This window comes from Vagococcus sp. QWL-13 (assembly GCF_058683555.1).
The window spans coordinates 1,555,391-1,569,233 of the sequence record NZ_CM178746.1; the positions used below are offsets into that span (position 1 = coordinate 1,555,391).

At 38.9% G+C, this 13,843-nt stretch carries 12 protein-coding genes; all 12 read right to left on the minus strand.

From position 1 onward, the window contains the following. Nucleotides 1-7 precede the first annotated feature (7 nt). Nucleotides 8-1,144: a glucose-1-phosphate adenylyltransferase subunit GlgD gene (gene glgD / locus AC4PHI_RS07250; protein WP_492199251.1), complete on the minus strand. Its 1,137-nt coding sequence runs from the start codon at nucleotides 1,142-1,144 to the stop codon at nucleotides 8-10. After that, entirely contained in the window at nucleotides 1,134-2,276 is a 1,143-nt protein-coding gene (locus AC4PHI_RS07255) for a glucose-1-phosphate adenylyltransferase (RefSeq protein WP_492201558.1), read from the minus strand. Before AC4PHI_RS07255 ends, glgD begins: the two co-directional genes overlap by 11 nt. Nucleotides 2,277-2,319: 43 nt before the next feature. Next, nucleotides 2,320-4,236: a 1,4-alpha-glucan branching protein GlgB gene (gene glgB / locus AC4PHI_RS07260; protein WP_492199252.1), complete on the minus strand. Its 1,917-nt coding sequence runs from the start codon at nucleotides 4,234-4,236 to the stop codon at nucleotides 2,320-2,322. A 413-nt stretch (nucleotides 4,237-4,649) separates the two neighbouring features. Next, nucleotides 4,650-6,056, minus strand: a complete 1,407-nt coding sequence (locus tag AC4PHI_RS07265; RefSeq protein WP_492199253.1) for a DUF1958 domain-containing protein — start codon at nucleotides 6,054-6,056, stop codon at nucleotides 4,650-4,652. A gap of 251 nt (nucleotides 6,057-6,307) precedes the next feature. After that, nucleotides 6,308-7,327, minus strand: coding sequence for a DUF2804 domain-containing protein (locus tag AC4PHI_RS07270; RefSeq protein WP_492199254.1), 1,020 nt, complete (start codon nucleotides 7,325-7,327; stop codon nucleotides 6,308-6,310). 35 nt (nucleotides 7,328-7,362) lie between these two features. After that, nucleotides 7,363-8,754: an aldehyde dehydrogenase family protein gene (locus tag AC4PHI_RS07275; RefSeq protein ID WP_492199255.1), complete on the minus strand. Its 1,392-nt coding sequence runs from the start codon at nucleotides 8,752-8,754 to the stop codon at nucleotides 7,363-7,365. A 174-nt stretch (nucleotides 8,755-8,928) separates the two neighbouring features. Then, nucleotides 8,929-9,903, minus strand: coding sequence for a siderophore ABC transporter substrate-binding protein (locus AC4PHI_RS07280; protein ID WP_492199256.1), 975 nt, complete (start codon nucleotides 9,901-9,903; stop codon nucleotides 8,929-8,931). 25 nt (nucleotides 9,904-9,928) lie between these two features. Then, a complete protein-coding gene (locus tag AC4PHI_RS07285) occupies nucleotides 9,929-10,687 on the minus strand; it encodes an iron ABC transporter ATP-binding protein (protein WP_492199257.1) in 759 nt (252 codons plus the stop codon). After that, on the minus strand, nucleotides 10,684-11,655 hold the full coding sequence (locus tag AC4PHI_RS07290; protein ID WP_492199258.1) for an iron chelate uptake ABC transporter family permease subunit: 972 nt from the start codon (nucleotides 11,653-11,655) through the stop codon (nucleotides 10,684-10,686). Before AC4PHI_RS07290 ends, AC4PHI_RS07285 begins: the two co-directional genes overlap by 4 nt. After that, a complete protein-coding gene (locus AC4PHI_RS07295; RefSeq protein ID WP_492199259.1) occupies nucleotides 11,652-12,599 on the minus strand; it encodes an ABC transporter permease in 948 nt (315 codons plus the stop codon). Before AC4PHI_RS07295 ends, AC4PHI_RS07290 begins: the two co-directional genes overlap by 4 nt. 171 nt (nucleotides 12,600-12,770) lie before the next feature. After that, nucleotides 12,771-13,067 carry a hypothetical protein gene (locus tag AC4PHI_RS07300; RefSeq protein WP_492199260.1) on the minus strand — a complete coding sequence of 99 codons (297 nt, stop codon included), beginning with the start codon at nucleotides 13,065-13,067 and terminating at the stop codon, nucleotides 12,771-12,773. A gap of 21 nt (nucleotides 13,068-13,088) precedes the next feature. Continuing rightward, nucleotides 13,089-13,694: a DUF5052 family protein gene (locus AC4PHI_RS07305; RefSeq protein ID WP_492199261.1), complete on the minus strand. Its 606-nt coding sequence runs from the start codon at nucleotides 13,692-13,694 to the stop codon at nucleotides 13,089-13,091. Nucleotides 13,695-13,843: the final 149 nt, after the last annotated feature.

Consider the following 13,843-nt stretch of genomic DNA (forward strand, 5'->3'; position numbering starts at 1 on the left):
CCCTTCCTTAACTTTCCTTGGAAACAACGACTCCTTTGGCAATCACCTTAATATTGTCAGGAGTACCGATGACTTCCGCACCATTTTCTACAATCACATTTTTATCCAAAATCGCGTATTTAACTTTTGCGTTTTCTCCGATGGAAACATTTGGCAAAACGATGGAGTCTGCGACTTCCGCACCAGGTTTAATGATGGTTTTTCTCGACAATAGCGAATGCTTGACGCTTCCTTCGATAAAGCAGCCGGTAGCAGAGTGACTGTTAACTACTTCAGATGTATCAGAATAATAAGTCGGCACTTCGTTTTTCAGTTTTGTATAGATTTTTTTGTTTGAATAAAGTAACGAGTTAAACCTACTGACCTCCAGCATATCCATACTGACTTGGTAATAAGAATCTATATCGAAAATATTACCTAAATAGCCGGTGTACTCGTAAGCCGAACTCTTAATTTTCTGTATTTGATGCTGAATGATCACGTGAAGGTCGGCAGATGCCCCTTCCTTCTGACCTTTTTCAAGCAAATCAATCAGCCAATCCGTTTGAACAAGGTATATTTCCATGGACAGATTGTGGGAATCTCCTCTTTCTTCTGCTTCTTCAAGAAGATAAGAGCCTGTAATCGTACCTGTATCACTGATATTAATTAAATTATCAGAAGCCATGATACGGTTTTCCGGTACCCGTTTATAGACGACAGTGATATCATTGTTTTGATTCTGATGAACCTTTAACACGGCTTGAAGGTCAATATTGCAGAGGATTTTGCTCCCCATGACCACCGTGTACTCGGATTTGGATTTATGCAGATAATCTATCAACTTATCGTAATATGGTTTGCCTTGTTCTTTTTTCTTAAGAAATTCTTGATAAAGATGGATGAAATAATGGTGCTGGATTGCATCCAAATTCCATTCTTTTCCTCCGCCTAAATGGTCAAAGACAGATTGGGTTTCATCTTCATTAAATATCATAAAAATAGTATTGATTGACGCATTGACAATACTCGATAGAGGAAAATCTATCAGCCGGTATTTACAATCAAATGGCAGTGTAGCAAGAGGACGCTTATTTGTCAATGGTTTTAAATCGTCAAACTTCTTAATACCTGATAGCACAGCACATAGTTTATTAGTTCTCATCGATTTTCACTCCTATCACTTCTGAGTACCCGACCACTGCAATCTCATCGGCTCCGTCAATAACAGCATCTGTACCTATTACCGCATGTTCTCCGATAATAGCGCGATTGATGTACGCTCCTTTACCAATCACTGCTCCTGGCATGATAAAACTGTCTTTGATTACGGCGTTTTCTTTCACTTGAACATCACTGGATAAAATACTGTTTTCGACTTTCCCGGAAACGAAACAACCGTCCACTATCAAAGAATGTGAGACTGAAGCTGTTTTCGTGAGGAAATGCGGCGGAGAAATCGTGTTTTTACCAAAAACTCTCCAACCTCTATCTCTCATGTTCAGCTCATTGTCAGGATTGATAAAATCCATGTTGGCTTGCCATAAGGAGTCAATCGTTCCAACGTCTTTCCAGTAACCTTCGAAACGGTGAACGAACACATTTTCAGCACTGTCCAAATAAAACGGAATGACATGTTGACCAAAATCCAGCATATTGTCTTCTTTGTTGTAACTATTAATCAAAATACTCTTTAAACGTTCCCAATTGAAAATGTAGATACCCATAGACGCTAAATTGCTTTTCGGGTTTTCCGGTTTTTCTTCAAATTCGATGATCCGGTCATTTTCATCTATATTCATGATACCGAACCGTGAAGCTTCTTCCATCGGCACTTCGATGACCGCAATCGTCAATGAGGCATTATTTTTTTGGTGAGTTTCCAGCATTTCGCCATAATCCATCTTATAAATATGGTCCCCGGAAAGAATCAAAATGTATTGAGGATTGATGTCATTAATATAATCTATATTTTGATAAATTGCGTGGGCGGTTCCTGCGAACCACTTGCTCCCCTCAGAGCTGGAAAAGGGCTGTAATATCGTTACCCCGGTGTCTATCCCGTCCAATCCCCAACTTGCCCCGTTACCAATATGACGATTTAAAGTCAAAGGCTGATACTGGGTCACTACACCTACATTTCCGATACGGGAATTGGCGCAATTGCTCAGTGTAAAGTCGATGATGCGGTAACGTCCTCCGAAAGGTACTGCCGGTTTGGCAATCGTTTTAGTGATTTCACCTAAACGGGTGCCTTGGCCGCCAGCTAAAATCATTGCTAGCATATCAGTTTTCATAATGTATTTGGTGAAAGAAGATTCTTTCACCATCCTCCTTTCCTTATCTGGCTCTCCTAATTTTGATTGAATCTGGCTTCAAAACGATGGCACCTAAAGCCGGTACAGTCGTATTGATAGTCTCTGTGTAGTGCTTGAATTCTTGCGGCACTGTTTGACAATCAGGATTATGAGAAGTCCAGGTACCTCCAAATTCTTTCATCTCTGTGTTAAAGACTTCCTTGTACGTTCCCGGATATGGCACGCCCACAGTGAAATTCCTTCTCTCCACCGGTGTCATATTCAATATCACAATCAAAAAGTCTTTTTTACGTTTGCCGTGACGGATAAAACTTAAAACCGTTTCATCACTATTGTCGGCATCGATGATTTCAAGGGTCTCGTGGGTATCATCCAACTCCCATAACGCCCTCTCATCTTTGTAAAATTGATTGAGCTGTGCTGTAAAGTTTTGCATAGAGTGATTGAGAGGGTCATTTAAGTCTACCCATTCCAGTTGCTCATCAAACTTCCACTCTAAAAACTGGCCCCACTCACTGCCCATAAACAAAAGTTTTTTCCCTGGATGAGTAATCATATACGTATATAGATTACGAAGCTGGGAAAATTGTTTATAGCGGTCTCCCCACATTTTGTGCATGAGACTTTTTTTGCCATGAACAACTTCGTCATGGGAAAGAGGTAAGATATAATTTTCATTAAGCATATACATAAATGAAAATGTGATTAAGTTGAAATTATGCTTGCGGTAAATAGGATCCAATTCGTAAAATCTCAAAACATCGTTCATCCAACCCATGTTCCACTTGAAATCAAATCCTAAAGAACCTGTTTCGATCAAACCTGTTACTTTGGTTTCGGAAGAACTTTCTTCAGCTACCATCAAAACTTCAGGATGGCGCCCTTTCACTACGGCATTTAATTTTTGCAAGAAATAATAACCTTCAAAATTCCGGTTGCCGCCCTCGTGGTTAGGGGTCCAATAACCGTCATCATAATCACGATAAATCATACTTGAGACTGCATCCACCCGAATGCCGTCCACATGGTACTCTTCTATCCAAAACAACACACAGGAAATCAAAAAGCTTTGGACTTCCGGTTTGCCTAAGTCAAAATTCAGACTGCCCCAGCGCACATTTTTTGCCCGATCGGGGTCAAAATACTCAAACTGCGGCGTGCCGTCATAATAAGCCAATGCATCATTGTTGACAGAAAAATGCCCCGGCACCCAGTCAATCAAGACACCGATGTTTGACAAATGACAAGCTTCCACAAAGTCCTGAAATTCTTCTGGCGTCCCAAAATAGGAACTCAAAGCAAAATATCCTGTCAGTTGATAGCCCCATGACCTGCCAAGTGGATGTTCCATCAGCGGCATAAATTCGATGTGGGTATAACCCATTTTTTTAACGTAAGGAATCATCTCTTCCTTTAGTTCTTTGAAAGAATATGGAGTGCCATCTGGATGCTGACGCCATGAACTGCTGTGCACTTCATAAATATTCAATGGACGTTTAAAATAATCGCTTCTTTTTTTACGTGCAAACCAAAGTCCGTCACGCCATTTTTTTTCAGGAAAGTTATAAATGACTGCTGCATTGTTAGGACGTTTCTCGAATTTAAAGCTAAACGGGTCAATTTTATCAATAATCGTGCCGCCCTGCTGTTGAATCCTAAATTTGTACAACTGTCCTTCTTGGGGAGTATCAAGTGTGATTTCCCAAATGCCCCATTGGGAATCCAGAGTCATCAAATCGGTTTGCTCCCACTGATTAAAATCTCCGATTACCCAGACTTTTTCAGCATTCGGCGCCCAAACTCTAAATGTATACTGGTGATCAGTTTCCTGATGGAGTCCCAAAAGATGCTGTGCGAAAAAGTTTTCGCCGGTGTTGAATGTCTCTTTCTCCTTTCTAATCAAAGTGTTTTGTTCGTTCTCAGTCGGTTTTTCAACCATATTTTCACCTACTTTCAAATTAATGGTAATTAATTCGTTTAGAATCAGAAATAATAAAAAATATATTAACTATTACACTTACTATAATACCATATATTTCGTATGATTTTCACTGTTACCGCTATCATTTTTTGACAATGTAAGAGATATTGAAAAAACACGAATATTAACTGAAAATGAATGCCTTTTCGTTCGCTATATATTCCCGTGATTTTCTTCTCCTACTGTGCGGAAACCGCAAATGGATACAAATGGTTAAAAATTATAGAAATAGAGCTGAACTAAGATTTCAAAATAGAAAATATCCCATGAAACCACTTTTCTAAAACAGTGATTTCATGGGATGTATGGTTTTATATGTTTCTTCATTTTAAGTTTTGAAACTACTTATGGGTCAACCTTATTTTAAAAAATCAATGTGACCTTCTGCCTCTGGTTTTTCTCAACATTTGTCTTCTTTTTTTCCTGCGGTTTTCAGCAACCATTGTAACGATGACCAACAGAATCAGGCCTATCAATGCAATCAAACTAATCAATAGTAAAAGATTGTTTGAAAAAATTTTGATGATTTTATCTAAAAGACTGATTTCCTTATTGTCAAGTGCACTTAAGTCCATTTTGCTGATGATTGATTTTTCTCTTTCAAAAGGTATTTTTACGGGAGAAATTGTTGGGGAGATGACGGACAAGCTGCTCTCCGCCTCCAATTGATTATCTTCTCCTAATTTAAAAGTTGCGGTCTCTCCTTTGGGAACAAGGTCCAAAAGATTGTCTGACAAGATGATATCTTCCTCATTTACTTGCTGTTTTCCCGCAGGAAGGAGCTCCTTGTATTCAAAGTGATTAAAACCGTAATCCAGCATGGCGTTGGCAAAGGGATGGCGATAGTATTCGCCATTCTGATCGGACCAATCCCCTACCCCCAGCACAACTGTTATCAGACGCAAGTCTCCTCGTTTAGCTGTCATGGAGATATTAAAACCGCCAGAAGCACTGGAACCGGTCTTTATGCCGTCTACTCCCTCATAATCGTAATCAGCTCCCGGCAAAGAGTGGTTATAGGAATCAAAAGTTTCCTCATAAGGGGTTCCTGCCATGACTGTCACTTGTGAACGGTTAGTATATTCCAGTATTTCAGGAAAATTATCCAATAAATGGTATGTAAAAACTGCTAAATCTTTTGCCGTAGTCACATTGTCGGCTGTTGTTTGCAGGGTGCTGATATCAACGCCTTCCTCCGCATACAATCCTTGAAAAGCAGAGATTTGTGCCCCGGTAGCATTATAGATAGTCGTATTTTCCATACCCAGTTCCTGCGCTTTTTCATTCATTTTCTCTAAAAAAACTACCGGGTTTTTTTCAACCAGTTCTGACAACATAATTGTGGCCACATTTGATGACGGGACAAAGACCATCGGAAATAATTCCTTCACTGGATAAGACACGCCTTCGACGATGTTACTGTTACTTAATTCATAGATTTCAGAAATAGCCGCATGACGGTGTGTGGCTGTGACCTCTGTATCAAGACTGATCTTGCCGTCCCTGATAGCTTCATAAGTCAGGTAAACGACCAGCAGCTTAATGATACTTGCGGGGTTTCTAGGTACATCAGGATTTTCACTCCATAAATATTTCCCCGTGTTGGCATCAATCAAAACCGCAGACTTCGGCCGGTTGTACTCTTGGACTTCATAGCCGGATTCATTGACTAAATCCATCATTGAAGGGCTTTCTGCATAAACTCTTTGAGGAATGATACTCAAAAAGATGCTGAATATAATGATAAATGAACACCATTTCAATTTTAACCTTCTCACTAATCTTTCTCCTTTACTCCGTATCATCTATAAAGAATGATCCTTTTACTGAACTTTTAAAATCTCCATAAAAAGTTTAGATACTATTTTTATAACATGACTTCATCCCAGAAATTACTGTTAAAGATGAAAAACCATGCTTTTAAAATTATAACATATCCCCCTGCTTTTTTTCTTTCAATTTTGTAAGTTCGTAGTGTCAGATCTTCGGTAAAAAGAATAGTCTTACACATCAAGGCTCTTCACTTTTTTTAAAATTTATTATGAACTTTCTCAAAAAAACAAATCAGTTCGTTCAGTTGAAGCTTTTTGCCATTATCTAGGATGACTTCCCCTGTTAATTTGCCAAAAACCTGCTGCTGATCAGAAACGATGATTTTGTAGTCTGTGAGAGCACTGCGATTTAAAATAGGCACAAAGTCTCCTTCAAACCTGCCGTCTGAAGAAGTAATCTCCCATGGTTGTAAATAATCACTGTCATGCTTAAATAAAATATCATCCAGCTTATGCAGAACTCCGTCATAATAAAGCACATTTTCGCTGGCAGCTGAAGTGTCGCCGAAGCCATAACCTAAGTTGAAACCGAAACGCTTTCCTTCAACAAACCCATTTCCATTGCCCCAGTACCATGTATTATCATAGGTCCATACACCGCGTCCCCAATCCAGTGTTGCAAAAGTGTCTGCCGGTCTGAAGACAATAGTTTTATCCCCCAATGTGACGTACCCTTCTGCCGTCATGCAATTTATTTTTTGATTATAATAGAAGGCTTTTTTATTTTCTGGCCATGGTGTAGCAATCACCATACTGTCCGGCTGCGTTTCAGTCAACAGGAACTCACAGAAAAAATCCTGATTATCTTTGAATTTTTTAAACTCGCAGAGTATTTTTCTTTGATTGTTCACATGACTAAAAGATAAACGTAACCGTTTGTCTTCATAGTGGACATCTCCACTGACTGAGCTAGCAGGCATATTTAATTTCCCCATTGGAAAGGGTATCACAATGGATTCCGTATGCTGATATTGTGTTTTCAAATGAATCAAAGAGACAGACTCCAACCCCATATATCCGTTGTCAGAAACAGTAAAGCAGCAAACATATTCCGAATTTTGAATAATATAGTAATCCCACTCTTTGATACGCCATTTTGGTGCTTTGATTTGCCGGCGGTCATAAACTTGTACTAAAGAGCGGGACCAACCTGGTTCATCCAAATGGCCCTGTACGTTCAGCAAATTTTTAACAGTTTTGACTTCATGATTTCTCATGATTAACAACCTCCTGTTACAATATTTTCATCTTTTTATTTTAAAAATTTCTTGATGATTTTTTCTTTTTTTGATGTATAAGGCGGAAGCATCAATGGCAGGGACAAGAATGTCTTTCTGTCTAAAATAGCTTTTTGGTGGGTAAAAGTTTCAAAGGAATATTTGCCATGGTAGCGGCCTGTGCCTGAATTTCCTACCCCACCGAAAGGCAGATGGATATTGGCCAAATGCAGGACAGTATCATTTACTGTTGCTCCCCCGAATTGACAGCTTGTCAATAGGGTTTCGATTTCTTTTCTGTCTTCAGAAAAAGGATAAAAAGCTAAAGGGGGTTCGTGTTGTCGGATAAACTTAATGGCTTCAGTTAAATCATCATAAATCAATACCGGGAGCACTGGACCAAACAACTCTTCTTTCATGCTTTCAAGGGGTGTGTTCAAAGAAGCTGTCATAATGGTCGGTTCTAGGTAACGGCCAGCGACATCGCAGTTGCCTCCTGCAAAGAGGTATTGCTGATCTTTGTCGATGATATTCAGCAATCTCTTCAGTGCATCTCCATGAACAAGCCGGCTATAATCAGCAGAACGTTCCGGGTCATTGCCATACATATCTTTCACAGCTTTTACCAGTTCCGTTAAAAATTGTTCGGCTGCACTGGCAGCCACTAGACAATAGTCCGGCGCCACACAGGTTTGACCAGAATTTAAAAACTTGCCCCAGGCGATTTGTTTAGCAGCATGTTGAATTTTGGCCTGACCAGTGACGACGGCTGGACTTTTTCCGCCTAATTCAAGCGTAACAGGTGTTAAATGCTGACTGGCAGCTTGATAAACAATCTTTCCCACTCTAGGACTTCCAGTAAAAAATATTTTTTGAAATTTTTCTTTTAAAATCAATGTGTTCTTTTCTTTTGAACTGACGAAAAAAAATAAATAATCCGTTTTAAAATATTTTGTGTAATTATCAAAAATCACTTGGTTCACATGGGGCGTATGTTCCGACAATGCTACCATTGCAGTATTGCCGCCGCTGATTGCTCCGATTAGAGGATCGACAGATAAAAGCAAAGGATAGTTGAAAGCTGATAAAATCAGCACATTGCCGTACGGACTGGCTAATGTATAACTTCTGGCGGGAAACAAAAATAACGGTGTTTTGACTTTTTGTGCTTTGCTCCACTTCGGTAAATGCTTCAACATATAGTCGATACTATGGTAAATCAGTCCGATTTCAGTCACGTATGATTCTAACGGGTGTTTGCCTAAATCTTTGAAGAGTGCTTCCATGAATTTTTCTTCATTGTCTTTGAACATCTTCTTTAGTCGTTTTAACTGTTTCAGCCGGAATTCCAACTTAAATGTCTTTTTTGACTCAAAATAAATCCGCTGTTTTTTTAATGTATCCAGCAATAATTTCCCATCTGACATTTCTTCACCCCATTGTTGTCATCACGTTCATTTTACTTGAGTTTAGTCCTTTGTTGATGCTAGTTCTATTATGAATTATGGGGTTGATAAAATCAAACCATTCCACTGATACTAAAACACCCTGTCCATCTTCAATGTGAGTGAAGATGGACAAGATGTTCTTGAATTGAAAGGTTATTCGAATGCGGCAGCTACATCTTCCAGCATTAAATCTGTGGACTGGATGCCCCCGCCAGATAAATACCATACATCTGCTGCTAGGGAGATGATTTTATTATTTTTACCGGCATTTGTTTGTGCTGCCAACTCATTGTTAGCCACATCATTTTCTGAATGATCTCCGCCAATGGCCTTGGTACGGTCAATAACAAAAATGATGTCAGGATTTTTTTCTAAAATGTATTCGTAAGAGGCCGATTGTCCATGAGTGGAAGCCTCTATTTCCTGATCGGCAGGTTCAAAACCGAAAGTGTCATGAATGATTCCAAACCGTGAGTTGGTACCGTAGACGGAGAGTTGACCCTCATTAACCAAAGTTACCAATGTTTTCAACTGGCTGTCTGCCGCTTTTTGTTTCACTTCTTCAATCTTGGTTTCCAAGCGTTCCACTTCATTTTCAGCTTCCTTTTCCTTTGAAAAAATCGTCCCCAAGGTTTGAATGTTCTCTTTGGTTGACTCCCAAGTCTTCGTGTAGTCTACTGACAAGTATACTGTGGGTGCAATACTGCTCAACTCTTTTTTAAACTCTTGCTGACGACCGGAAATGATAATCAAATCTGGTTGCAGCTGATTGATTTTTTCTAAATCCGGTTCCTTGATACCGCCGGCTGACTCTATCTCCGCAAATTTGTCCAAATATTTCGGCAAACTTTCTGTTGGTGCTGCGATGATTTTTGCTTCTTCCCCTAAACTATCAATGGTGTCCAAAGCTCCCATATCGAACACAACAACCTTTTCCGGATTGACTGGGACTTCGATAGTTTCATTTTCAGAATCTGTAATCATCACAGTTGCATGCTCATTTTTTTTAGAATCGGCGGTTTGTTTGTCGCCAGTCTTCCCTGTCCCACTACCAGCACTTTTCCCACAGCCAACGAAAACCGCTACTGCCAATACTAATACACTTATAACTTTCAAGGTTTTTTTCATCCGTTTTTCTCTCCTTTAATTTCTGCTAATTAAAATATAAACAAAACCGCTTGCCCTCCATTTCGCATACTTTGATGCTCATATCGTATAACCGGTCAAGCACTTCTTTTTTTATAACTTCTTCTGTATGGTCATGTAGAAATAATTTTCCTTTTTTCATGGCGATGATCTCATCAGCATAACTAGCGGCAAAATTAATATCATGTAAAACAATGATAACTGTTTTTCCGTGAAACACTACTAAGTCTTTTAAAATCTTCATCATTTGCACGGCGTAATTCATATCCAGATTATTCAAAGGTTCGTCTAATAAAATGTAGTCCGTATCTTGCGCAAAAATCATGGCAATGTATGCCCTCTGCAATTGTCCTCCTGACAAGGAATCAATAAACTGGTCTTGGATATCTGTCAAACCGAAGTGACTCAAAGCCTCATCGACTATTTGATTGTCTGCTTGAGTGAGTCTCCCTTTTGTATGGGGGAACCTGCCAAAAGTCACCAGTTCTCGAATTGTCAGCTTTAAATTGACATGATTAGACTGTTTTAGAATAGCCAGTTTTTTTGCCAGCTCATTTTGTTTCCAGCTTTTCACTTCGTTGCCGTCAAGGTAAATTTCCCCGATATCTTTATCTATCAGCCGGCTCATCATGGATAGAAGCGTACTTTTTCCGGCGCCATTAGGACCGATCAAAGCAGTGAGCTTTCCTTCTGAAATATCAAGACTCACATCTTCTATGACATTTCTATTGCCATAATGTTTTGAAACTTTTTTTATTTTCATCAATGCTCTTGCTTCCTTTCATGAAGAATTTTTCCGACAAAATAAATCCCGCCGATAAATTCGATGACCACACTCATGGTAGTGTTCCATTTAAATACTTGTTCCACTAAAAATTGACCGGAAACTAACAACAAAATACTAATCAGACTCCCTGCAATAAACAAATACCTGTGCTTAAACGTAGACATCAACTGGTAGGTCAAATTAACCACTATAAACCCTAAAAAAGTCACTGGACCTACAAGTGCTGTGGATAGAGCGACTAACAAACTGACGACTAGCAACAGCCTTATTTGCAGAGCAGTCACATTGACTCCCAAACTGACCGCCTGATCTCTGCCTAAATGAAGAACATCCAGTGTGGGTGCAGCAAGCCATAAATAGGCTATAGCTAAGCTTGCTAAAAGGAAACCAATCCCAATCAAAGAAATATCCACATTTGAAAAACTGGCAAACAACTTTCCTTGCAATTTATCGTACTCATTAGGGTCCAAAACCACTTGCAAAAAAGTGCTGATACTGCTGAAAAGGGTTCCTAAGATCATCCCGATCATCAATAAGAGGTATAAATCCTGAGTTCCCTTTTTCAACAGAAAGAAATATAAAACTCCGCTCAAGATAACCATGAAGAAAACGTTAAGCAAAAAAAATGGAATCGTTCGATTCAACAGACTGGATACCTGAACCCCAAAAAAGAAAAAGAGCAGTGTGTGCACCAAGACATAAAGAGAATCAAAGCCCAGAATACTGGGTGTTAAAAAATGATTGTTGGTGATGGTTTGAAATGTAATCGTAGCAAAGGTTGTAGCAATGCCAACCAAGACAAAAGCGATAAATTTCTTGCCGCGAAAAGCCAATGCAAACTCAAAATTCCCATAAGTATTATAGGTAAGAAAAAGAGCAGAACATCCAACTACTGCAATAACAAGAAAAATAAATTTAACCCCGTTTTTCCCTAAAATTCTGGTCATTTTCTCCCCCCTTTAAACAAAAGAATGATAAAAATGACACTGCCGATGATTCCCACAACTAAGCTGACCGGTACTTCAAAAGGCTGTATGATAATCCGGGAAATAATATCACAAAAAATCAGAAACGTACTGCCCGCACCAGCTGTCAGCCAAAGGGTTTGTTTCATCTGGTCCCCCATATAAAGAGAAACCAGATTAGGAATGACAATTCCCAAAAAAGGTAAATTGCCAATGGTCACAAGCATGACACTGCTGGCAATCGCAACTATCCCAAGCCCAAACAATTGGGTGAGACGGTAATTCAATCCCAAGCTTGATGATACTTCTTTCCCCATGCCTGCCAGAGTAAATTGATAGGCGTATATGTAAGCAATCAGAAGTAAGGGAACACTTAAATAAATCAATTCATAACCATTTCGTGCTACTGTCGCAAAGTTTCCCTGCAGCCAAGAAGACATGTTTTGAATCAGTTGCAGCTGATAGGCAAAAAATGTCACGATGGAGCCGATAATATTTCCAAACATCAAACCAATCAGCGGAACCATTATTTGATTTTTATGAGGCAAATAGTTGATTAACTGAATAAACAGCATGCTGCCTAAAAAAGAAAAGACAAAGGCAAGCAATGACCGGTTAAGCGTTGAGGCATTTGGAAAGAAAACCATCGCCACTAAAATACCCAGCCGGGCGCTGTCCATCGTTCCTGCAGTCGTTGGTGACACAAACTTATTTTGAGTCAGATGCTGCATGATCAATCCGCAAACACTGGCGGTAGCCCCAGCGATGATCAAACTCATGGTTCGAGGGACTCTCGTACTCCATAGTACAAGTGCCTGATTTGAATTTAAATGAAAAATATCACTGATAGAAATGCTTTGAACACCAACAAATATTGAACTTATCGCTAAAATTACCAAAGTAATCAGCAGTATTATCTTTTTCAAGTAGGCCTCCTTTTAATTGAGAATGATTTTCACTCTCGATAATTATTGTATGAGTTTTCACAAAAAAAGGCAAGCTGATTTTCAAATATTTTTGTGAAAAAATAAAAAAAAGAGAACATTAGAAGCTGTTCTCTCAGTTTTAATCTTTTGCCGTTAGTTAGTCTACGGCTGTCATAATATTTTTTTGTCTTTGGAATATGCCATAAAATGTGCAAGTTTATCGAGTTTTTCAGATTTGATGATATCAATTTCAATTGCAGACAGAGATTGCAGTATTTGCTTTTTCTGCAACATCTCCATTACTGCACATAGTTGATAAAATTCTGTCAGCACTTGTTTTTCGTTGGAGATTTCCGGTGTTTCCGGATGGGCATCCTCCAAACCAAATCTCAATGCTTTAGACAAGGCTTGTTGGATTTCGGCACATTCCTCCATCGCTACAATCATCAAATATTCTTGTTCCTTCATTTAAATAATCCTCTCATCACCTTATTCAAAGAGTTCTAAATCATAAATTGTATAATCACACCGGTAAAGAAACAAATACTTCCCGTCGATTAAAATACCTGTACTTTTAGGAACTTCTGTTTTGTACAAAGATACTTTTTCCCCCGCATAAGTCGCTAGGGGTGTACCGTTTTGACTTCGGATCAGAATCACCTTTTCTTTTCCGCTAAAAGACTGTTTAAAGTCATTAACCATTGCATTCACTACCGGGATGCCGCGATCAAGATTTTTGATATCTACGGTTTCACTGTACTCATCAAAAATATTCTCTAGTCCAGATTCTTCAATAATCATGGATGAGCCCACGTGGTGCATTTCTTTATTGCCGATTGTAATTTGAATCACGCTGGAGTCTTGACTTTCCTCATCGGAATCAAAGGTATCATCTCTCTCTAACTTAATTGACTTTCCCACCACTTCATCCATAATCTGACTTTCTTCATCATAAGTTCTGATTGTCATTTCCAACCCTTTAAAACTTTCTTCAAAACCTTTAAACCACATTTTGATATCTTGGCAGCCAGTCAATAAGAAACTGCTCATCAAACACAGTAATGCCAGTGAAAAATATTTTTTCTTGGTTGTCATTTTAAACTCCTTTTGTTCCCTTATTTTAACCCTTTGTTCTGTTCATAGTTTAGCACAATTATCCTTGATTAGAATAAATTGTTTTCCTTTTTTCCCATGATTTTATGCATTAGAGCGCCAGTCTTCCTAATTTTTTCCGATATTCTAAA

Coding starts and splice junctions, on each gene's coding strand:
- glgD (WP_492199251.1), bottom strand. CDS start 1,144: ATGAGAACTAATAAACTATGTGCTGTGCTATCAGGTATTAAGAAGTTT.
- AC4PHI_RS07255 (WP_492201558.1), bottom strand. CDS start 2,276: ATGAAAACTGATATGCTAGCAATGATTTTAGCTGGCGGCCAAGGCACC.
- glgB (WP_492199252.1), bottom strand. CDS start 4,236: ATGGTTGAAAAACCGACTGAGAACGAACAAAACACTTTGATTAGAAAG.
- AC4PHI_RS07270 (WP_492199254.1), bottom strand. CDS start 7,327: ATGAGAAATCATGAAGTCAAAACTGTTAAAAATTTGCTGAACGTACAG.
- AC4PHI_RS07275 (WP_492199255.1), bottom strand. CDS start 8,754: ATGTCAGATGGGAAATTATTGCTGGATACATTAAAAAAACAGCGGATT.
- AC4PHI_RS07280 (WP_492199256.1), bottom strand. CDS start 9,903: ATGAAAAAAACCTTGAAAGTTATAAGTGTATTAGTATTGGCAGTAGCG.
- AC4PHI_RS07290 (WP_492199258.1), bottom strand. CDS start 11,655: ATGACCAGAATTTTAGGGAAAAACGGGGTTAAATTTATTTTTCTTGTT.
- AC4PHI_RS07300 (WP_492199260.1), bottom strand. CDS start 13,067: ATGAAGGAACAAGAATATTTGATGATTGTAGCGATGGAGGAATGTGCC.
- AC4PHI_RS07305 (WP_492199261.1), bottom strand. CDS start 13,694: ATGACAACCAAGAAAAAATATTTTTCACTGGCATTACTGTGTTTGATG.